The sequence below is a fragment of the Streptosporangium sp. LJ11 genome (assembly GCF_051918945.1).
GTDB lineage: Bacteria > Actinomycetota > Actinomycetes > Streptosporangiales > Streptosporangiaceae > Streptosporangium.
The window spans coordinates 37,353-55,067 of the sequence record NZ_JBPXMB010000035.1; the positions used below are offsets into that span (position 1 = coordinate 37,353).

At 70.9% G+C, this 17,715-nt stretch carries 22 protein-coding genes; 12 read left to right on the forward strand and 10 right to left on the reverse strand.

Translation table 11 applies throughout. From position 1 onward, the window contains the following. Positions 1-217: 217 nt before the first annotated feature. A complete protein-coding gene (locus ACTOQ3_RS37565; protein WP_440088353.1) occupies positions 218-826 on the reverse strand; it encodes a TetR/AcrR family transcriptional regulator in 609 nt (202 codons plus the stop codon). Between the two features lie 172 nt (positions 827-998). On the opposite strand from ACTOQ3_RS37565, the gene ACTOQ3_RS37570 reads away from it, so the two are divergent. Beyond that, positions 999-2,339, forward strand: a complete 1,341-nt coding sequence (locus tag ACTOQ3_RS37570; protein WP_440088355.1) for an MFS transporter — start codon at positions 999-1,001, stop codon at positions 2,337-2,339. An 11-nt stretch (positions 2,340-2,350) separates the two neighbouring features. On the opposite strand, the gene ACTOQ3_RS37575 is transcribed toward ACTOQ3_RS37570, so the two are convergent. Both ACTOQ3_RS37575 and ACTOQ3_RS37580 read right to left on the reverse strand, forming a co-directional pair. Beyond that, complete coding sequence (locus tag ACTOQ3_RS37575; RefSeq protein ID WP_440088357.1) at positions 2,351-2,971, reverse strand: DUF305 domain-containing protein; 621 nt, start codon at positions 2,969-2,971, stop codon at positions 2,351-2,353. A 331-nt stretch (positions 2,972-3,302) separates the two neighbouring features. Continuing rightward, positions 3,303-4,358 carry a flavin-containing monooxygenase gene (locus tag ACTOQ3_RS37580; protein WP_440088359.1) on the reverse strand — a complete coding sequence of 352 codons (1,056 nt, stop codon included), beginning with the start codon at positions 4,356-4,358 and terminating at the stop codon, positions 3,303-3,305. A 56-nt stretch (positions 4,359-4,414) separates the two neighbouring features. Here ACTOQ3_RS37580 and ACTOQ3_RS37585 point away from each other — a divergent pair, with 56 nt between their 5' ends. From ACTOQ3_RS37585 to ACTOQ3_RS37605, 5 genes are all read left to right on the forward strand, one after another. After that, complete coding sequence (locus ACTOQ3_RS37585) at positions 4,415-4,756, forward strand: ArsR/SmtB family transcription factor (RefSeq protein ID WP_440088361.1); 342 nt, start codon at positions 4,415-4,417, stop codon at positions 4,754-4,756. A 177-nt stretch (positions 4,757-4,933) separates the two neighbouring features. Next, positions 4,934-6,349, forward strand: coding sequence for an FAD-dependent oxidoreductase (locus ACTOQ3_RS37590; RefSeq protein ID WP_440088363.1), 1,416 nt, complete (start codon positions 4,934-4,936; stop codon positions 6,347-6,349). Beyond that, entirely contained in the window at positions 6,346-6,597 is a 252-nt protein-coding gene (locus tag ACTOQ3_RS37595; RefSeq protein ID WP_440088365.1) for a hypothetical protein, read from the forward strand. Before ACTOQ3_RS37590 ends, ACTOQ3_RS37595 begins: the two co-directional genes overlap by 4 nt. Positions 6,598-6,630: 33 nt before the next feature. After that, positions 6,631-7,005, forward strand: coding sequence for a metalloregulator ArsR/SmtB family transcription factor (locus ACTOQ3_RS37600; RefSeq protein WP_440088367.1), 375 nt, complete (start codon positions 6,631-6,633; stop codon positions 7,003-7,005). 26 nt (positions 7,006-7,031) lie between these two features. Then, positions 7,032-7,166: a hypothetical protein gene (locus ACTOQ3_RS37605; RefSeq protein ID WP_440088368.1), complete on the forward strand. Its 135-nt coding sequence runs from the start codon at positions 7,032-7,034 to the stop codon at positions 7,164-7,166. Between the two features lie 61 nt (positions 7,167-7,227). Here the strand turns inward: ACTOQ3_RS37605 and ACTOQ3_RS37610 are convergent, their stop codons facing one another. The 4 genes from ACTOQ3_RS37610 to ACTOQ3_RS37625 form a co-directional block, all read right to left on the reverse strand. Next, the gene (locus ACTOQ3_RS37610; RefSeq protein ID WP_440088371.1) at positions 7,228-7,632 is read right to left on the reverse strand and encodes an arsenate reductase ArsC; all 405 of its coding nucleotides are present in this window, start codon (positions 7,630-7,632) and stop codon (positions 7,228-7,230) included. Beyond that, complete coding sequence (gene arsB / locus ACTOQ3_RS37615; RefSeq protein ID WP_440088373.1) at positions 7,625-8,689, reverse strand: ACR3 family arsenite efflux transporter; 1,065 nt, start codon at positions 8,687-8,689, stop codon at positions 7,625-7,627. The genes ACTOQ3_RS37610 and arsB overlap by 8 nt, the downstream gene beginning before the upstream one ends. A gap of 82 nt (positions 8,690-8,771) precedes the next feature. Further along, positions 8,772-9,113 (reverse strand): ArsR/SmtB family transcription factor, encoded by a 342-nt coding sequence (locus ACTOQ3_RS37620; protein WP_440088375.1) that lies wholly within the window; start codon positions 9,111-9,113, stop codon positions 8,772-8,774. 81 nt (positions 9,114-9,194) lie between these two features. Next, positions 9,195-9,845: an arsenate reductase ArsC gene (locus ACTOQ3_RS37625; RefSeq protein WP_440088377.1), complete on the reverse strand. Its 651-nt coding sequence runs from the start codon at positions 9,843-9,845 to the stop codon at positions 9,195-9,197. 288 nt (positions 9,846-10,133) lie between these two features. Here ACTOQ3_RS37625 and ACTOQ3_RS37630 point away from each other — a divergent pair, with 288 nt between their 5' ends. Further along, positions 10,134-10,430: a hypothetical protein gene (locus ACTOQ3_RS37630; RefSeq protein WP_440088379.1), complete on the forward strand. Its 297-nt coding sequence runs from the start codon at positions 10,134-10,136 to the stop codon at positions 10,428-10,430. A gap of 274 nt (positions 10,431-10,704) precedes the next feature. Here the strand turns inward: ACTOQ3_RS37630 and ACTOQ3_RS37635 are convergent, their stop codons facing one another. Together ACTOQ3_RS37635 and ACTOQ3_RS37640 are read right to left on the reverse strand one after the other, a co-directional pair. Next, entirely contained in the window at positions 10,705-11,934 is a 1,230-nt protein-coding gene (locus tag ACTOQ3_RS37635) for a GNAT family N-acetyltransferase (RefSeq protein ID WP_440088382.1), read from the reverse strand. 9 nt (positions 11,935-11,943) lie between these two features. After that, the gene (locus ACTOQ3_RS37640; protein WP_440088384.1) at positions 11,944-12,279 is read right to left on the reverse strand and encodes an ArsR/SmtB family transcription factor; all 336 of its coding nucleotides are present in this window, start codon (positions 12,277-12,279) and stop codon (positions 11,944-11,946) included. 305 nt (positions 12,280-12,584) lie between these two features. Between ACTOQ3_RS37640 and ACTOQ3_RS37645 the strand changes: the two genes are divergently transcribed. From ACTOQ3_RS37645 to ACTOQ3_RS37665, 5 genes are all read left to right on the forward strand, one after another. Beyond that, on the forward strand, positions 12,585-12,989 hold the full coding sequence (locus ACTOQ3_RS37645; protein WP_440088386.1) for a MarR family winged helix-turn-helix transcriptional regulator: 405 nt from the start codon (positions 12,585-12,587) through the stop codon (positions 12,987-12,989). A 183-nt stretch (positions 12,990-13,172) separates the two neighbouring features. Then, positions 13,173-13,871, forward strand: coding sequence for a nitroreductase (locus tag ACTOQ3_RS37650; protein ID WP_440088387.1), 699 nt, complete (start codon positions 13,173-13,175; stop codon positions 13,869-13,871). 118 nt (positions 13,872-13,989) lie between these two features. Continuing rightward, complete coding sequence (locus ACTOQ3_RS37655; protein ID WP_440088388.1) at positions 13,990-14,838, forward strand: aldo/keto reductase; 849 nt, start codon at positions 13,990-13,992, stop codon at positions 14,836-14,838. 249 nt (positions 14,839-15,087) lie between these two features. Beyond that, on the forward strand, positions 15,088-15,579 hold the full coding sequence (locus ACTOQ3_RS37660; RefSeq protein ID WP_440088390.1) for a hypothetical protein: 492 nt from the start codon (positions 15,088-15,090) through the stop codon (positions 15,577-15,579). Beyond that, positions 15,576-16,511 (forward strand): hypothetical protein, encoded by a 936-nt coding sequence (locus ACTOQ3_RS37665; RefSeq protein ID WP_440088391.1) that lies wholly within the window; start codon positions 15,576-15,578, stop codon positions 16,509-16,511. The genes ACTOQ3_RS37660 and ACTOQ3_RS37665 overlap by 4 nt, the downstream gene beginning before the upstream one ends. 197 nt (positions 16,512-16,708) lie before the next feature. Here ACTOQ3_RS37665 and ACTOQ3_RS37670 read toward each other — a convergent pair whose 3' ends face one another. Further along, on the reverse strand, positions 16,709-17,713 hold the full coding sequence (locus tag ACTOQ3_RS37670) for a HEAT repeat domain-containing protein (RefSeq protein ID WP_440088392.1): 1,005 nt from the start codon (positions 17,711-17,713) through the stop codon (positions 16,709-16,711). Positions 17,714-17,715 lie beyond the last annotated feature (2 nt).

Below are 17,715 nucleotides of genomic sequence, written 5' to 3' on the forward strand. Positions count from 1 at the left end.
ATACCCCCTAGGGGTTAAATTGCCAATGGGGTCGGGACTCGCCGACATCGCCACCGGGGGAGGACGACGGGATCTCGGCGACGTCGGCGTCCGGGAAATCACAACGGGCGGGGCGCGAGCGGTGAGTTCGTGAGCCGGTGGCACGGAGTGTTCGGGTTCCGCGCGGGCTCGCCGATCCCGGTGGTGGCCACGCCCGCCGGGAGCACGGGGCGGCGCGCTACTTCGGTGGCGCGTGAGAGTCCGGCGGGGCGGAGACCAGGATCGCCTGTGCCGTCGCGATGACGACGCGGGCGGCCTCACCCGTCTCCATGCGCCCGGTGCGGCTCTCCTCCGCGGCGCCTTTCAGGATGTAGTGCAGGACATTGATCAGCCAGGAGATCGGCAGGTCGGTGCGGAACACGCCGTCGTCCTGGCCGCGGCGGATGAGCTCTTCGACGCGCCGCGCGGGGGCGGCGTGCAGCTCGCGAACGCGCCCGGCGGGAAGGGCTTTCTGCGCGGCGCTCGACAACGCCATGGACTCGGCCACGAGGGCCCAACTGGAGTCGAGCAGCCGGGCCAGGGCGTCTCGGGCGTCTCCGGTGAGATCGACGGACGACAGCGCCTCCTCGCCGGCGCGCAGCGCGTCGACCAGCGCGGCCTCGACGAGTTCCGCCCGGGTGCGGAAGTGGCCGTAGAGCGTCATCCGGCCCACTCCGGCGGCCTTGGCGATGTCGTCGACACTCGCGTCCGGATCGCTGCTCAGGCGCTCGCGCGCTGCGGAGACGATGCGGGCGATGCTGCGTTCGGCGTCCGCGCGCCGGCGCGGACCGGCAGAGACGGTAGGCATGCCACCACCTTAACTCGTACGTGGATATACGTGTTACTCTCACGGCTCGAAGTCGTACACAACCATACGAGTTAGCTGGAGGCTCTCGGTGACGCACCATGAGATCCACGAACCATCTCCGCCGGACAGCTCGGCTCATCCGTCGCGATGGCGCATCCTGGCCTTTCTCGGGGTGGCCCAACTGATGTTGATCCTCGACGTCACGGTCGTGGCCATCGCGCTCCCGCACATCGAGACCGACCTGGACCTGAGCCGTGAGGCGCTGACGTGGACCGTCAGCGCGTACACGTTGACGTTCGGCGGCCTGATGCTGCTGGGCGGGCGGCTCGCCGACCTGGCCGGGGCCAGACGAGTGGTCCTCGCCGGCCTGCTGATCTTCACGGTGGCGTCATTGGTGACCGGGTTCGCCGACTCCGCCGGCATGCTGCTGGGCGGACGCATCGCGCAGGGAGCCGGTGCGGCGCTGCTGTCTCCGTCGGCCCTGTCACTTCTGGTGACCCTGTTCGACGGCGACGAGCGGAACAAGGCGCTCGGCGTCTGGTCCGCGCTCGGCGGTGGGGGCGCGGCTCTCGGCGTGCTGCTGGGAGGGCTGCTCACCGCCGGCCCGGGCTGGCCGTGGGTCTTCTACGTCAACGTGCCCATCGGGCTGGTGATCCTCGTCGCCCTTGCCCGGATGCTGCCGCACCACGGCGTGGCCGCGCCCAGGGCCCGGCTCGACGTGCTCGGTGCGCTGCTGGTCACCGCCTCGTCCGGTGCCGTGATTTACGCGATCACTCGCGCCGGGGACCACGGGTGGCTCACCGCCACGACCGGATGGCTCCTGCTGGCGGCCGCGACGGGCTACCTGGCGTTCGTGGCCAGGCAGAAGACCGCCGCCTCGCCCCTGATGGACGTCACACTGCTGGTCCGGCGCCCGGTGGCCACCGGCACGTTCCTCATCGTGATGGCGACGGCGCTGATGGTCGCGGTGTTCTTCCTCGGCACGTTCTACTTCCAGCACGCCCAGGGCTTCGGCGCTCTGCAGACCGGTCTGCTGTTCCTTCCGGTCGCGGCGGCGACGATGCTCGGGGCCGACCTCACCGGCCGGGCCATCGCCCGGGCCGGAGCGCGCCGGCTCGCCGTGGCCGGGTTGCTCACCGCCGCGATCGGCATGGCCGTGCCCGCCCTGTCGACGCATACCGTGACCGTGGTGGCGGGCACGGCGCTCGCGGCCGCCGGGACCGGCGCCCTGTTCGTCGTCGCCTCGGCGACCGCTCTGGGCCAGGTGGCCCCGCACGAGTCCGGCATCGCCTCCGGCATCGTCAGCACGTTCCACGAGTTCGGCGCCTCCATCGGAGCCGCCGCCATCTCCAGCGTCGCAGCGGCCAGCCTGGTCGGGGACACGCTCTCGGGGTTCACCAACGGCTACGTCCTCGCCGCGGTCGCCGCAGGTGCCGCGGCCCTCGTGGCCGCCGTCCTGACACCCGGCCGGGCCGGCACCGGGTCCGGAGGGGCGAGCGTGCGGAATCCCTGAGGCGGCTGGGTTCAGCGCCGGTCGAGCAGTTTCCGCATCCGCCCGATCTCCGTCCGCTGAGTGGCCTCGATGGTCGTGGCCAGTTTCCCGGCCTCCGGGTCGGACCCTTGAGTCCGCTCGATTCCGGCCATCTCGATCGCCCCCTGGTGATGGGCGATCATCATCTGCAGGAACATGCGGTCGAATTCCCTGCCCCTGGCCGCGCCGAGCCTCTTCATGTCCTCGCCGGTCATCATTCCGGGCATGCGGTGTCCCCGCATTCCTCCGGAAGGCGTCGCGGGTTCGCCCCACCGCGCCAGCCAGCCCGTCATGGTGGTGATCTCCAACCTTTGAGCCTTGTCGATCGTGGCCGCCAGGTTCCTGATCTCCGGGTCTCGGGTACGCGTACGGGCCAGCTCGGCCATCTTCACGGCCTGCCTGTGGTGCTCGGTCATCATCTGGGCGAACGTCACATCCGCCGCGTTGAAGGAAGCGCCCGGCCCCTGGGTCGGGGAGGCGGCCGGAACGCCGGCCACGCCGGGGAGCCCGGCCGTGACGTCGCCGCTCGCGCAGGCGGTCAGGAGTGCGAGCACACCGGCCGTCACCGTGACGGCCGGTGCGAGCCTGCGGGGCAAAGGTCGGTTGATGGGCATGGGTGTCGCTCCTTCTGGATTCTCGAATGCCGCCAGACCTTGCCGTCGCGGGCAGGTCTCGGGGACGTGCCGCGTACACGCTCGTCATGGATGCGGGCTATCGAAAACCGTTGAAGGTGCGGCATTTATGTGCCCGAAGACGTCCTGGCCACACGACATGACCTGCGGGTCGTGGCGGACGCGGGGAAGATTGACGCTCGCGGGCACAGGCCGGGAGCCGGCGAGGCGCGCCACGCCGATGACGTGCCGGGTAAGGCCATCCGGCGGTCGTCACAGGGTTTCCGGCGGCCCGGTCACCGGGCGCGCCCTCCCGGAACGGGTGCACACCGGGCTACCGCGACAGGTGGGTTTTGAGCCTGCGGGTGAGGTGGCGGGCGTCGCGGCCCACTCCGCGCAAGGTGTTGGAGGCGGGGGTGCGCTGCCATTCCAGGCCGAGGAAGCCCAGGCCGGGATGGACGGTGGACAGGCCGTGGACGTGGCGGGGGCGGCCGGTCTCGTCCAGGGCGTCGAGCCCGTCCAGGTAGTCCAGGCTGGGCCGATACCCGGTGGCCAGCAGTATCACGTCGACGGATTCACGGCTGCCGTCGGCCCACACCACGTCGTCGCCGTCGAGGTGGGTGAACATCGGGCGCCGGTCGAGCTCGCCTTCGCGCAGTGCCCGGCGGTAGAGGCCCTCGTCCAGGACGGGGGCGGTGGGCGGAGTTTTCACCAGGCGGGCAGGCAGGCGGTCGAAACCGGTGACGGTGAACCAGAAGTGCAGGTCCTTGCCCAGGATCCGCTGGTCGACGAAGCGGATCGGCGTGCGGGTGGCCAGTGTCACCGTGCTGGTCCGCGCGAGTTCGCAGGCGATCTGCACGGCCGAGTTGCCGGCGCCGACCACGACGATGCGTCTGCCCGCGTACGGCAGGGGGTTGGTGTAGGCGGCGGCGTGCAGGATCTGGCCGGTGAAGCCGTCGCGGCCCGGTAGGACAGGCAGGTGGGGGCGGTCGAACGATCCGCTGGCGGCGATCACGAGGGGCGCGTTCAGCGTGCCGCCGCCGGCGAGGTGCACGACGAAGCCACTGCCCCGGGCACCGGCTGTGACGGCGGTGACGCGGGCGCCGGTGCGGATCTCGGCGCCCCCGCGGCCGAGATCGCGGGCGTAGCGGGCCAGATGGTCCACCACCTCGTCGCGGTGCGGGTAGCGGTCGCCGTCACCGCCGAAAGGAAGGCCGGGCAGGGAGCTGTAGCGGGCGGGGGAGAACAGGGTGAGGCTGTCGTAGTAGCGCCTCCAGGAGCCGGTGGTCTGGTCTGTTGCCTCCAGGAGCACCGGAGTCAGGCCGGCGTCCAGAAGAGCTCGGGTGGCGGCCAGCCCGGCCTGGCCGCCACCGATGACGATGGTGTTCATGCGCCGCATCGTATCGTCAAATCAAGAAATGACAATATGAAGGATAGGGTCATCCCATGGAGACGGCGAGCACCGACATCGAGTTGACCGAGGCCGCGCGCGGCTTCCTCAAGGCGATGGCCAGCGACACCCGCCAGCGGATCCTGATGCTGTTCGCCGGCGGGATCGAGCTGACGGTGGGAGAGGTCGCCGAGCGGATGGCGCTGGCGCAGTCGGCCACCTCCACCCATCTGGCGACGTTGCGCGACGGCGGGGTGCTGAGCGCTCGGCGGGAGTGGAAAACGGTCTACTACCGGGCCGACCCCGCCCGGATCGGCCAGGCGCTGAGCGATCTGCAGGCCGGCCTGCGGGCCTGCTGCCCGCCCGGCGACCGCCCTTCCGGCGCCACCTGCGGGTGAGCCCAGTCCGCCTGCCGATCCACTGATTTGACAAATCTCTAATCAACGAGGCACTCTCTTCACTACTTAGATGTTCTTCTAAACAAGGGGTGTGCGGTACGCGCCCCGCTTCGTCGGTTCTGCTCCACCGCTGAGACCCGACGATCACACATCGCGCGAATTGCAGGAGAGGCCATCATGAGTGACGGATGCTGCGGCACCACCACCGCTGTCGAGATCGAGCAGATCGTGGCGCACGCCGCGCCCGGCGCCCTGCCCGTCGTGGTCATCGGCGCCGGCCCGGTCGGCCTGGCCGCCGCGGCGCACCTGGCGACGCGCGGCCTGGACTTCCTCGTGCTGGAGGCGGGGCAGCAGGTCGGCGCGTCGGTCGCGCAGTGGGCTCACGTGCGGGTCTTCAGCCCGTGGCGCCACAACATCGACAGCGCCGCCCGCCGCCTTCTCGAGGCCGAGGGCTGGAGTGGCCCCGACCAGGACTGGCTGCCCACCGGCGCCGAACTGGTCGAGGACTACCTCGCCCCGCTGGCCGAGCACCCGGCCATCGCGCCCCGGCTGCGCCTCGGGGTGACGGTGACCGCGATCAGCCGCCTGGGCTACGACCGGGTCCGCAGCAACGGCAGGGACGATGTCCCCTTCCTGCTGCGGCTTTCCGATGGTGAGGAGTTGCGGGCCGGGGCGGTCATCGACGCCTCCGGCACCTGGACCACGCCCAACGTGCTGGGGGCGAACGGCCTCCCCGCCCACGGCGAAGCCGAGGCGGCCGCGCTCATCGACCACGCGCTGCCCGACGTGCTGGGCGCCGACCGCGAGACCTACGAGGGCCGCCACACCCTCGTCGTGGGGGCGGGCCATTCGGCGGCCACCACGCTGCTGGCCCTGGCCGAGCTGGAGGAGACGCAGATCACCTGGGCGATCCGCGCCACCAACGCCGGCCGTGCCTACGGTGGCGGCAGTGCCGACGCCCTCCCGGCCAGGGGGACGATCGGCACCCGGCTGCGGGCGCACGTCGACTCCGGCCGCATCACGCTGCTGACCGGATTCTTCACCCACTCCGTCACCGAGACCGGCGGCCGGGTGACGGTGATCGGCCGCGACCCCTCCGGCGCCGAGCGGTCGGTCACCGTCGACCGCGTCGTGGCCGCCACCGGATACCGTCCCGACCACTCCATCGCCTCCGAGCTGCGCCTGGACCTCGACCCGATCCTCGGCTCCACCCGGGCGCTGGCCCCGCTGATCGACCCCAACCAGCACTCCTGCGGCACCGTTCCGGCGCACGGCGTCCGCGAGCTGTCCCACCCGGAGTCCGGCTACTACGCGGTCGGCGTCAAGAGCTACGGCCGCGCCCCGACGTTCCTGATGGCCACCGGATACGAGCAGGTCCGATCCGTCGCCGCCGCCCTGGCCGGGGACTGGGAGGCCGCCCACGACGTGCGGCTGGAGCTGCCCGAGACCGGCGTGTGCTCCTCCGGCCTGGCCGAGGCGCAGGAGCGGCGGGTCGGCCTGGCCACCGGCGTCGGTGGCGGCCTGCTCGCCGCCCCGCTCCCGCTGGTCACCGTCGGCGGCGGTGACGGCGACGGCGGTGGCTGCTGCGGGTGAGCGCCGGCCGTCGACCGGCGCCGAAGCCGCACCGGCACGTCACGATGGTCTGCGTCGCCGCCCTGGCCGTGACGCAGACCATCGGCTACGGCGTGCTCCACTACGCCTTCTCCGTCGCCGGCAAGGCGCCGGCTCCGCTGGGCGCGGTCGCGCCGGCCCAGGCGGCCGGCTACGCGCGGGTGATGGCGGCCGTGGCGGTGGCCTGCGCCGTCGTCGCGCTCGCGCTGGTCGCCTACCACCGCGTATGATTTAGACAAATGTCGAAGTAGGGGAGTTGTCGCATGACCGCCACCACCGTCCAGTGCTGCGCGCCGATCGCCCGCGAGCCACTGTCGGAGGATGACGCGGCCGATCTGGCGGTGATGCTCAAAGCCGTCGCCGATCCGGTCCGGCTGCGCCTGTTGTCGATGATCGGCTCCCACGCGGGCGGTGAGGCGTGCGTGTGCGACCTGACCCCCGCCTTCGACCTGAGCGCTCCCACGATCTCCCACCACCTCAAGACCCTGCGGACGGCCGGGTTGATCGATTCCGAGCGCCGCGGCACCTGGGTCTACTACTGGATCATCCCCGAAGCGGTGAACAGGCTCGGCGCCCTGTTCACGCCGCCGGCCGAGCCCGCTCACCGCCCGGTCGGCCTGGAGCTCACCACCGTATGACACGCCGATCCCGCGGGTGAGCACCGATGAGCGGATGCGACGGCTGGAGCATCGCCGCGGCTTCGTCCGTCGAGGCGGGCGGACCCGCCCGTGCGCCGGTGGCCGCCGCGCGATTGCCGGTGGCCACCGGGTCGCTGCCGGCCGGGTCGCCGCAGGCCTGAGGCAGGCGGGGTGGCCGCGATCCGGTCACCCCGCCTGGCCTGGGCGAGGGCGGGGCCGTGGTCACCTGGCGTCGAGCTCGGCGATCAGTTTCTCGATGCGAGCGCGGATCTCGTCGCGGATGCCCCGTACGGCCTCGATGTCCTGGCCGGCCGGATCGTCCAGCTTCCAGTCCTCATAGCGCTTGCCCGGGAAGAACGGGCAGGCGTCCCCGCAGCCCATGGTGATCACCACATCGGAGTCCTGTACGGCCTCGGTGGTGAGGATCTTCGGTGTCTGGCCGGTGATGTCGATACCGGCCTCGGCCATCGCCGCCACGGCGACGGGGTTGATGCTCTCGGCGGGGGCCGAGCCCGCGGAGCGAACCTCGATGCGGCCCGCGGCCAGGTGGGTGAGCCAGCCGGCGGCCATCTGGGAGCGTCCGGCGTTGTGCACGCAGACGAACAACACGCTGGGTTTGTCAGGCATGAACCGATCCCTCGGAGGTGGTGGTGGGGGTGGTGAACAGGCGGCGGCCCCAGAGGCTGACGTAGACCAGGGCGACCAGGACGGGTACCTCGATGAGCGGGCCGACCACTCCTGCCAGGGCCTGGCCGGAGGTGACGCCGAACACGCCGACCGCGACCGCGATGGCCAGTTCGAAGTTGTTGCCGGCCGCGGTGAAGGCGAGCGTGGTGGTGCGCTCGTAGCTCAGGCCGATCGCCCGGCCGGCCAGGAAGGAGCCACCCCACATGAGAGCGAAGTAGGCCAGCAACGGCAGCGCGATGCGGGCCACGTCCGCGGGCTGGGAGGTGATCGTCCCGCCTTGCAGGGCGAACAGGATGACGATGGTGAACAGCAGTCCGTACAGGGCGATGGGCCCGATCCTCGGCAGGAAGCGCTCCTCGTACCAGTCGCGGCCCCGGGCGCGTTCGCCGAGCCTGCGCGACAGGTATCCGGCGGCCAGCGGGATGCCGAGGAAGATGAGCACGTACCGGGCGATGTCCCAGGCCGAGACCTGTAGCGCGGTGCCCTCACCCAGGCCCAGCCAGCCTGGCAGGACCTCCAGGTAGAACCAGCCGAGCACGCCGAAGGCCACCACCTGGAAGACCGAGTTGATGGCGACCAGGACGGCGGCGGCCTCGCGGTCGCCGCAGGCCAGGTCGTTCCAGATGAGAACCATGGCGATGCACCGCGCGAGTCCGACGATGATCAGGCCGGTGCGGTACTCGGGCAGGTCCGCCAGGAACGTCCAGGCCAGCACGAACATCAGCGCGGGGCCAAGCACCCAGTTCAGCGCGAGGGAGGCGATGAGCAGGCGGCGGTCGCCGGTGACGGTGCCCAGGCGGTCGTAGCGGACCTTGGCCAGCACCGGGTACATCATCAGCAGCAGGCCGAGTGCGATCGGCAGCGAGATCTCGCCGATCTTGACCGCCTCCAGCGCGGAGTTCAGGCCGGGCACCAGGCGCCCCAGCAGCAGTCCGGCGGCCATGGCCAGGCCGATCCACACCGGCAGGAACCGGTCCAGGGTGGATAGGGCGCCCATCACGCCGCTCTGACTCGCGGTGGCCGGAGGTGGAGGTGGGCTTGAGGACATGGATCTTCCTTAACGGTGCGGCGGTGCGAGCTCAGACGGTGGCGGGGGTGTTCAGCAGGGCCGACAGCTCGGTCAAGGTCTCGGGGACCAGGCGGTAGTAGACCCAGGAGGCGCGCCGCTCGGAGGTCAGCAGCCCGACCTCCTTGAGCACCTTGAGGTGGTGGCTGATGGTGGGCTGGGACAGCTCGAAGGCGCCGGTGATGTCGCACACACACACCTCGCCGCCCGAATGGCTGGCCACGATCGACAGGATCCGCAGCCGGACCGGGTCGCCCAGGGCCTTGAACACCTGCGCGATCCCGGTGGCCTGCTCGACGTCCAAGGGCTCGCGAACCAGCGGCGGGCTGCACTCAAGGAGATGAAGCAGCTCCATCGGACCTCCGGGAATAGATACTCGTCGAAGTCATGCGCTGTCTATATTGACAGGTGTCTATGGGTGCTCGGCGTGCGGGGGTCAGCTGACGGGCACGCCGAGCTCGCCGAGCAGGGTCCGCACCCGGCGCTCGATCTCATCACGGATCGGGCGCACCTCCTCGGCGCTCTTGCCCGCCGGGTCCTGCAGTTCCCAGTCCAGGTAGCGCTTGCCGGGAAAGATCGGGCAGGTGTCCCCGCAGCCCATGGTGATCACGACGTCGGCGGCCCGGACGATCTCCTCGGTCCACGGCTTGGGGAACTCCCGGGAGATGTCGATGCCGCGCTCGGCCATCGTGGTGATCGCGGCCGGGTTGATCTCCGTGGCGAACTCCGAGCCGCCCGACCAGCCGACCGCGTGCTCGCCGGCCAGATGGGAGAAGAAGCCCAGGGCCATCTGGGAGCGGCCGGCGTTGTGCACGCACAAGAACAACACGATCGGCCGCCCGTCGCTTTTGCCCTCGACGCGGGCCAGGGCGTGCAGGCGCTGGCGGGCGAAGCGCTCGGCCGGCAGCGGCAGGAAGTTGGCCACCGCGGCGCGGGTGGCGAACTGGTCGTAGCTGGTGTGCAGGAACCGCTCGATCGTCTCGACCGAGAAGGTGCCGGCGAACTCCTCACCCAGCCTGCGGGCTGCGGTGGCAATCGCCAGCTGCTGGTCGATGGTCAGGTCGTCGCGCTTGTCGGTACTGGTCATCGCTGGCTTCCGGGGCATCCGCACATGGAATCGACGAGTGTCTAATTCGATTAGTTTCGATATTGGCATCTATCGATTCCATGGTGGGTAAACGGCGCATGAACAGCGGACGTGCGCATCACCTACAGGTTCGGACCTGGACGGGAAGTAGCGCCACGAACTCAGATGATCACGGTGATGGTGGTCGCCGTCCCGCGCGTCGCCTGCTGGAGGCGGTGCGAGACCGTAGAAGCCCGCGCACCCGGCGCGGGCGCCGGGCAGTGCCAGGAAGTGAGGAGCGTGGTGGGCGTGAGCGCGAACGAGGCCGCCGTACCCTCTCGTGCGGCGGGGTCGGCGCCGCTGATCTTCGGCGCCGGGGCGGCGGTGGGCGTGCTGGGCGGGATGATCGGCCTGGGCGGCGCGGAGTTCCGGCTGCCGTTGTTGATCAGCCTGTTCGGCTTCGCCGCCCTGTCGGCCGTTATCGTGAACAAGGCGATGAGCCTGCTGCTCGGCGCCGTCCCCGACCTGATCCTCATTCCCGCTCTCGCCGCCATCCTGCTGATCTCGGCGGTCAAACTGGCCCGCCACGCCCCCGCGGGCAGATGAACCTCCCCGCGCCTCGGAGCCGGTGGCCCGTTCGTCAATGGCGTCCGGACACACCGAAGGCCCCGCCCTGACTCGGGGCGGGGCCTTGGTTTCAACGTGTGCGTACCGGTGTGCAGGTCGCCTCTCGGCGAGATGCGCAACGCGGCTCCAGCCGAACGGTGTTCCGCGAAGGCGATAGGTGAGGCCCGGGGACACTGGGCACACCGGCCACGAGATGCACAACCACCGCCGGCCGCCGGATGTTCCCGCACCTCACCCCCGGCCTGCCCCGGGGTCATCGCCCGACGACCGTGCTGCGCCGCTCCATCATGATCACATCGCGCCAGGTGCCGTGGTGGCAGCCGACGCGCTCGCGGGTGCCGACCACGCGGAAGCCGAGCGCCCGGTGCAGCGAGAGGCTGGCGGCGTTCTCCGGGAAGATCCCGGACTGGATCGTCCAGATCCCGGCGTCCTCGCCGGCGGCGATGAACGCGGCCAGCAGGGCTCGGCCGATCCCGTGGGCCTGGCAGCCGGGGTGGACGTACACGCTGTGCTCGACGACTCCGGCGTACACCGAACGCGCCGACACCGGGGAGGCGGCCACCCAGCCGACGACCTCACCGGTGCCGGTGTCGGCGGCGACGTAGCGCAGATGCGCGAGCCTGCTCGCGGTGAAGCCCTCCCAGCTGGGGGCCGTCGTCTCGAAGCTGGCCTGGCCGCTTTCCAGTCCTGCCCGGTAGATGGCCAGCACCTGCTCGGCGTCGGTGTCGCGCATCGGCCGGATCTCCAGCCCCGGCGAGATCGCGGGCTTGACCGCCTGGACGATCGCCGAGTGGACTCCCTCGCCGTGATCGGCGGTCAGCGTGATCGAGGTGGCCACGAAACCGGTCGCCGCCAGCAGCCGGCGGTACTCGGCGACGCTGAGCGAGCCGGCGACGCAGCCCACCCGAAGCTCGGCGGCCACCCGCGGTTCAGGGGCGAGGGCGCCTTCGGTGACGACGTCGCTGATGCCGAGGCGTCCGCCGGGCCGCAGCACCCGGAAGGCCTCGGCCAGCACGGCCGCCTTGTCGCCGACGAGGTTGATCACACAGTTGGAGATGACGACGTCGACCGCGTGATCGGGCAGCGGGATGGCCTCGATGGTGCCGCACACGAACTCGGTGTTGGCCGCGCTCGCCTGCTCGGCGTTGCGCCGGGCCAGCTCCACCATGTCGGCACTGGCGTCCAGGCCGTAGGCCTTTCCGGACGGGCCGACCCGGCGGGCCGACAGCAGGACGTCGATGCCGCCCCCGGAGCCGAGGTCGAGCACGGTCTCACCCTCACGCAGCTCGGCGACGGCGACCGGGTCGCCGCAGCCGAGGCCGGCCCGCAGCGCGCCCTCGGGCAGTCCCGCGGTGTCGTCGTATCCGGCCGCGCCGAAGCGGCCCCTTTCGAAGGCGTCCGCGCCGCAGTCGGCGACGGTCTCACCGGCCAGTGCCGCGCGGGCCAGGCCGGAGTAGCGGTTGACGACCTCGTCGTGTGCCATGGCGTGCTCCTACTCGCAGGCGGGAGTCGCGGGAACGGGATTGCCCATCACCACGTCGGCGGCGGTGGGAAAGCAGTTCACGCAGGCCTCGTTGATCCGGTACAGGCTGGAGGTGCCGTGCCGCTCCACCAGGACGAACCGCACCTCGGACAGGATCTTCAGGTGGTGCGAGACCGTCGACTGGCCGATCCCGACGGCGGTGACGATCTCCCCGACGCTCATCGGCTCGCGCCGCCGGGCCAGCAACGACACGATCTGGATGCGGGTGCCGTCGGCCAGCGCCCTGAACCAGCTCGCGTACTCCTCCGCCGCTTCGCGCTCCAGCGGCTCCAGCCTCTCATTCATCGAAAATCGACGATAATCGATGAAAGCTGGAAGGGCAACGCTTTCCACTCCGCCCGGCCGCCATCCGGTGGCTCAGGCTTCGCCGTCGTCTCCGCATCGAGTACGAGATGCTCTCTCCGGACGCCTGATCGGCGTATGGCCATCACGCGGGCTGTCTTGCCAGGCTCGCAATTAATTTCAATTGATACCATATTAAATGAAAACATAGCGGGTAATATGCTTTCATGACCGCAGACGTTCCTCACGGAACCACCACTTCGCGTGCGACCGACCGCCCCGGGGATGCCTCGCCTTTCACTCTCGGCTTGCTGCTGCGCCGGGCGCACTGGCGCGCGGCCGCGGTGATGACGGAGGCGCTTCGGCCGCTCGGCATCGAGTTGCGGCACTTTGCCGCCCTGATCGTGCTGGTCGACCGCGGGGCCACGGTGCAGCGGGACCTGGCGGCGGCGACAGGGTCGGACAAGGCGGGAATCATGCGGGTCGTGGACGATCTGGAGCGCATGGGTCTGGCCGTGCGCAAGGCCGTTCCGGGGGACCGGCGGGCGCGGGCGGTGGAGATCACGCCCAAGGGCGTCGAGCTTTTCGACGCGGCCCATGTGGCGGCGGAGCCGCTGGCCGAACGTCTGGTCGCCGAGCTGGGGCCCGGCGAGCCCGAGCAGCTGAGGGATCTTCTGACCCGGTTCGCCTATCCGCCGGGCGGCGAGGCGTAGGCCGTGCGCCGGTCGCCCGCCGCACGGGTGGGGCGGTAGACGGCGGCGACGTTCGCTGCCGGTGCCCTGGGAGTTGTCTTCGTCACAATGTGCTCCCAGCCCACCAGATGGTATTGATTGATACCATCGTAAATGATACGGTCTTAAGTGTACCGAAGCTGGACGCGTCGAGCGGATGGGGAGGTGGCCATCGTGGACGTCTACGAGGCGGTCACGAGCCGACGGGCAGTGCGCGGATTCACCGACCAGCCCGTCCCGAGGGAGGTGCTGGAGCGCGTGCTGTCCGCCGCGGCCTGGGCACCGTCCGGATCGAACCTCCAGCCGTGGCACGCCTACGTGCTGACCGGCGCGCGGCTGGCCGAACTCAAGAAGCGCGTCGGTGAGCGTGTGGCGGCAGGCACTCCCTGGGACGAGCGGGAGTACGAGATGTACCCGTCCGGGCTGAAGTCCCCGTACCGCGAGCGCCGATCAGCCTTCGGCGCGCAGCGCTACGGCGCACTCGGCATCTCGCACGATGACTGGGAGGCGCACCAGAGGGCCGCCGCCGCGAACTGGAGCTGTTTCGGTGCGCCCGCAGCCCTGTTCTGCTACATCGACCGCGACATGGGCCTGCCCCAGTGGGCCGACGTCGGCATGTATCTGCAGACCGTCATGCTGCTGCTCCGCGCCGAAGGGCTGCACAGCTGCCCGCAGATGGCGTGGTCGGTGTATCACAGGACCGTCGCGGAGGTCCTGTCGCCCCCGGACGGGCTCATCCTCTTCTGCGGCATGTCGATCGGGTTCGAGGACGTCACGGCGGGTCACGCCCGTACCGGCCGGGCGCCGCTCGAGGAGACGGTCACGTTCGTCGAGAGTCCGGTCACGCGATCGCACGCGGCGTGAGCGGAGCGCCTCCCGCCCGGAGCGGCTGTCGCCGCTTCGCCGCCGGTCACGCCTCCGGCCGGGCATCGCGCAGAAGCCGATCCACCGCCAGGCACCACATCACATCACGAGGAGAGACATGACCGGCCAGTTCCGCCTCGGCGGCGACCTGACGATCGACCGGCTCGGTTTCGGCGCCATGCGCCTGCCCCACGGCGGTCCGGGCGGACCCGCCCGCGATCCCGAGTCCGGCCGCGCCGTCCTGCGCCGTGCCGTCGAGCTCGGCGTCGACCACATCGACACCGCCGACTTCTACCGCAGCGAGAACGGCGCGGTGCACGCCAACACCCTGATCCGTGAAGCCCTGTTCCCGTACCCGGACACCCTGGTCATCGCCACCAAGGTCGGCCCGGTCTTCGGTCCCGGCGGGCCCGGCCAGGGCACCGCCGCCGACCTTCGGCCCCAGGTCGAGGCCAACCTCGAGAGCCTGGGCCTGGATCGCCTCGACCTGGTCTACCTGCGCATCGGCATGATGGAACCCCCGCACGGCGAGTCGCTCGCCGAACGCTTCGAGGCGCTCGCCGCGCTGCGCGAGGAGGGCCTGATCCGCCACCTGGGCATCAGCAACGTCGATGTCGGCCATCTCGCCGAGGCCCGCACGATCGCTCCTGTCGCGGCCGTCCAGAACAACTTCCACATCGCCAATCGCGACGAGACGGCCGTCCTGGAGGCCTGCGCGCAGGCCCGCATCGCCTTCGTCCCGTTCTTCCCCCTCGGCGGCGGCAGGGCCGACATCAACGACCCCGGTTTGGTCAAGGTCGCCGAACGGCACGGTGCGACCGTCCACCGGATCGCCCTGGCCTGGCTGCTGGCCCTGTCTCCGGTCACCCTGGCCATCCCGGGCACCGGTTCCGTGGCTCACCTGGAGGAGAACCTGGGCGCCCGGTCGATCACCCTCACCGAGGAGGATCTCGCCGACCTCGCCTGATCGCAAAAGTGAGGCCCCTTCCACGCGGAGGGGCCCCTGAGCCGGCATGGCCGCCCCGGGCGGGCGCCACCGCGAGCCTCCCGGGCAGTGACAGGGGACGTGTCGGCTTCGGCATTCGGTGCGCGGTGGTTCACGACCGAGGGCCGGGACCTCTGGCGGCGCCGCGGGCTTCGTGCCGTGGACCGCATTGTTGCTAGCCGGAGCAGCCGATCGGCTGCTCCGGAGGATTCGCCGCAGGAGCGTTGAGCGATGTCACCCGTCGTGGTCGTTGTGCTGTTGCTCGCGGGGTTGTCCGAGGCCGCCGGGCGGATTCTGCCGCTGATAGCGCGCCGGCCCGGTGTGTCGCGGTCGGTCGCGGTCGAGTTGCTGCTGGTGGGTGCCGTGGTCGAGGGCGTGGTGTTCGCGCTGTGGCCGGTGAGCGCGTGGACCCTGGCCGAGCTGGTGGGATCGGCGCCGCGATCGGGTGCGGCGACGTTCGTCTGGACCCCCGGCCGGGTCGCCCCGCTGCTTCTCGCCGCGATCTTGGCGTTTCCCTTGCTCGGGCCGTTGCTGCACCTGCTGCTGCTCACCGGGGTCGGGGCCGGGTTGGCCGGCCCGCTGGCCGCGGCCACCGGGCTGGGCTGGTGGGCCGCGGCGGGCTGTCTGGCCGTGGCCGGAGCGGGTCTGGGCGCCGCCGTCGAGGCCGTCCGGCGCCTGGTCGTGAAGATCAGCGCCACCGGGACGCGGCAGGTGCTGGCATGAGCGGCTTCCCTGTCCTGGTCGTGGTGCTGCTCGGGGTGTTCGGGCTGGTCCTGCTCGCCGAGGCGTTGCTGGCCCGCTATGAGCTGATGGCCTACACCGCAGGCTGGCGCGCGGCCACCAGCGAGCTGCCCCCGGGCATGCCCTATGCGCGAGGCGCCGATCCCGGCCGGCCCGCGCGGGCCTACCTGGTCTATCTCGACGGTATCGGCAAGCGTCGCTTCGGGGACACCCGCGACGGGGGCCGGCTGGTTCAGGCGCTGATCGCCGCGGCGCCGGAGCTGCGGGTACTGGGCCAGGTGCAGCCCTACTCCCCGCTGGCCGATCCGCTGGTCAACCGGCCCGTGTGGGAGTGGTTGCGCCACCGGGTGGAGCTGGTGTTGTTCCTGCACAACGTGATGCAGATCTTCGTTGCCGCCGACCACCGCTACCGTCCGTTGTACAACCGGGCGGTGGGCGCCCAGATCGCCGATCAGCTGACCCTGGCCGGCTACCGGGCCGACAGTGCTGTCCCGGTGGTGTTGCTCAGCTACAGCGGGGGCGCCCAGGTCGCCACCGGCGCGGTCGAGGAGTTACGCGCCCACCTGCGTGCCCCGCTGTTGCTGATCACGCTCGGCGGGTTCCACAACGGCGCCAACGATCTCACCGGCGCCCATCATCTGCATCAGCTCACCAGTGCCGGCGACTGGATCGAGCGCAGCGGCGCCTGGATCTTTCCCCAGCGGTGGCGGTGGTGGTCCGGCAGTGGATGGAACCGGGCCCGCCGTGCCGGAAAGATCACCGTGCATCGGCTGGATCCGGCCACGCACGTGGGGCGGGGCAGCTACATCAGCCGCGAGGCGCGGTTACCCGATGGCCGCAGCCACCTCGAGCGCACCGCCGAAACCGTGATCGCGCTCATCCGCGCCCACTACGGCGCCCACCACGACAGATGATCCGTCGCCAGGTCGATCCTCCGACGGGCGTGCTGCCGACCCTGGCCGCCCCCGCGTCCTGGCTGCTGTTCGCGCTGGTCGTGGCCGCCGACGTCGGCATCTCATCCCTGTACCACCAGGACGCCGTGGCCATCGCCGCTCGGACGGTGATCGGCGACGACCGGGCCCCGGGTACGCGGCGCCCCGGGAAAGATCCGTTATCGTGCCTCGCGTATCCCGAGAATGTACGTCGCGGTGAGCGCGACGGCACGGTCCTCGTCATGTGCCAGATCCGCGAGGGCACGTGACGCCGTGAGCCCCGGGATGTCCGCGAGCGCCTGGGTCAGCCGCCGGCGTGCGGGCGATTCGACGGTGCCGTGGGCGAGGCGGTCGACGAGCCCGGCGGCGATCCGATCCGCCGACGCGGGACGACTCGCCAGCGCGCTCAGCGCGTCGGCCGCGTCGACGTCGTTCGTCCCCTCGACGACCATGTCGATGAGGGTCGGGACGGCGTCGGCCACTCCACGTACCCCGAGCGCCAGAGCCGCGTACCCGCGGACCACGATGTCGGGGTGCGCGAGGGCGTCCCGCAGCAGTGCGGTCGCCGCGTCGTCCGGAATCTCGGTGATGGACTGGACGGCACGTTTCCGCACCTCGGCCGTCGGCGAGCCGAGGCCCTCCGCCAGCAGCGCCAACCCGCCGTCGCCCGACTGCGCCAGAGCCCATCGAAGGGCTCCGGCGACGTTCGGGTCCGTCTCGCTCAGCGCCGCCTCGACCAGTGCCTCCACCGGCACCGGGACCTCCTCGACCGAGGACAGGGCCGCGCGCTGGCGCTTCCCGGCGCTCTTCGAGCCCAGTGCCTGCAGGAGCGCGACGGTCTGGAGGACGTCATCCCAGCCCGCCGGTTCCGCGGCACCGATACGACGCAGTCGCGTGAGCAGCTCCTTCTCACCCGCGATGCGTTCTCGCGTCCGGCGGATGAGGTCGTCGACGAGCGCCGAGGGCGCGAAGCCGGGGTCGTCGAGCGCGCGCCCGACGTCACGCAGCGACAGCCCCAATGACCGCAGGCTCTCGATGTGGAAGATCCGCCGGATGTCCTCGCCGGAGTACTCCCGATAGCCGGCGCCGGTACGGCCCGTCGGCCGCACCAGGCCGAGCGAGTCGTAGTGCCTGAGCATGCGGGCGCTGACCCCGGACCGTCGTGCCACATCACCGATCAACACTG

What these genes read in the sequence shown, in the direction of transcription:
- ACTOQ3_RS37660 (WP_440088390.1), top strand. Translation starts at nt 15,088, where the DNA reads ATGTCACCCGTCGTGGTCGTTGTGCTGTTGCTCGCGGGGTTGTCCGAG.
- ACTOQ3_RS37620 (WP_440088375.1), bottom strand. Translation starts at nt 9,113, where the DNA reads ATGGAGCTGCTTCATCTCCTTGAGTGCAGCCCGCCGCTGGTTCGCGAG.
- ACTOQ3_RS37580 (WP_440088359.1), bottom strand. Translation starts at nt 4,358, where the DNA reads ATGAACACCATCGTCATCGGTGGCGGCCAGGCCGGGCTGGCCGCCACC.
- arsB (WP_440088373.1), bottom strand. Translation starts at nt 8,689, where the DNA reads ATGGGCGCCCTATCCACCCTGGACCGGTTCCTGCCGGTGTGGATCGGC.
- ACTOQ3_RS37600 (WP_440088367.1), top strand. Translation starts at nt 6,631, where the DNA reads ATGACCGCCACCACCGTCCAGTGCTGCGCGCCGATCGCCCGCGAGCCA.
- ACTOQ3_RS37605 (WP_440088368.1), top strand. Translation starts at nt 7,032, where the DNA reads ATGAGCGGATGCGACGGCTGGAGCATCGCCGCGGCTTCGTCCGTCGAG.
- ACTOQ3_RS37575 (WP_440088357.1), bottom strand. Translation starts at nt 2,971, where the DNA reads ATGCCCATCAACCGACCTTTGCCCCGCAGGCTCGCACCGGCCGTCACG.
- ACTOQ3_RS37565 (WP_440088353.1), bottom strand. Translation starts at nt 826, where the DNA reads ATGCCTACCGTCTCTGCCGGTCCGCGCCGGCGCGCGGACGCCGAACGC.
- ACTOQ3_RS37625 (WP_440088377.1), bottom strand. Translation starts at nt 9,845, where the DNA reads ATGACCAGTACCGACAAGCGCGACGACCTGACCATCGACCAGCAGCTG.
- ACTOQ3_RS37610 (WP_440088371.1), bottom strand. Translation starts at nt 7,632, where the DNA reads ATGCCTGACAAACCCAGCGTGTTGTTCGTCTGCGTGCACAACGCCGGA.
- ACTOQ3_RS37655 (WP_440088388.1), top strand. Translation starts at nt 13,990, where the DNA reads ATGACCGGCCAGTTCCGCCTCGGCGGCGACCTGACGATCGACCGGCTC.
- ACTOQ3_RS37585 (WP_440088361.1), top strand. Translation starts at nt 4,415, where the DNA reads ATGGAGACGGCGAGCACCGACATCGAGTTGACCGAGGCCGCGCGCGGC.
- ACTOQ3_RS37640 (WP_440088384.1), bottom strand. Translation starts at nt 12,279, where the DNA reads ATGAATGAGAGGCTGGAGCCGCTGGAGCGCGAAGCGGCGGAGGAGTAC.
- ACTOQ3_RS37590 (WP_440088363.1), top strand. Translation starts at nt 4,934, where the DNA reads ATGAGTGACGGATGCTGCGGCACCACCACCGCTGTCGAGATCGAGCAG.
- ACTOQ3_RS37635 (WP_440088382.1), bottom strand. Translation starts at nt 11,934, where the DNA reads ATGGCACACGACGAGGTCGTCAACCGCTACTCCGGCCTGGCCCGCGCG.
- ACTOQ3_RS37665 (WP_440088391.1), top strand. Translation starts at nt 15,576, where the DNA reads ATGAGCGGCTTCCCTGTCCTGGTCGTGGTGCTGCTCGGGGTGTTCGGG.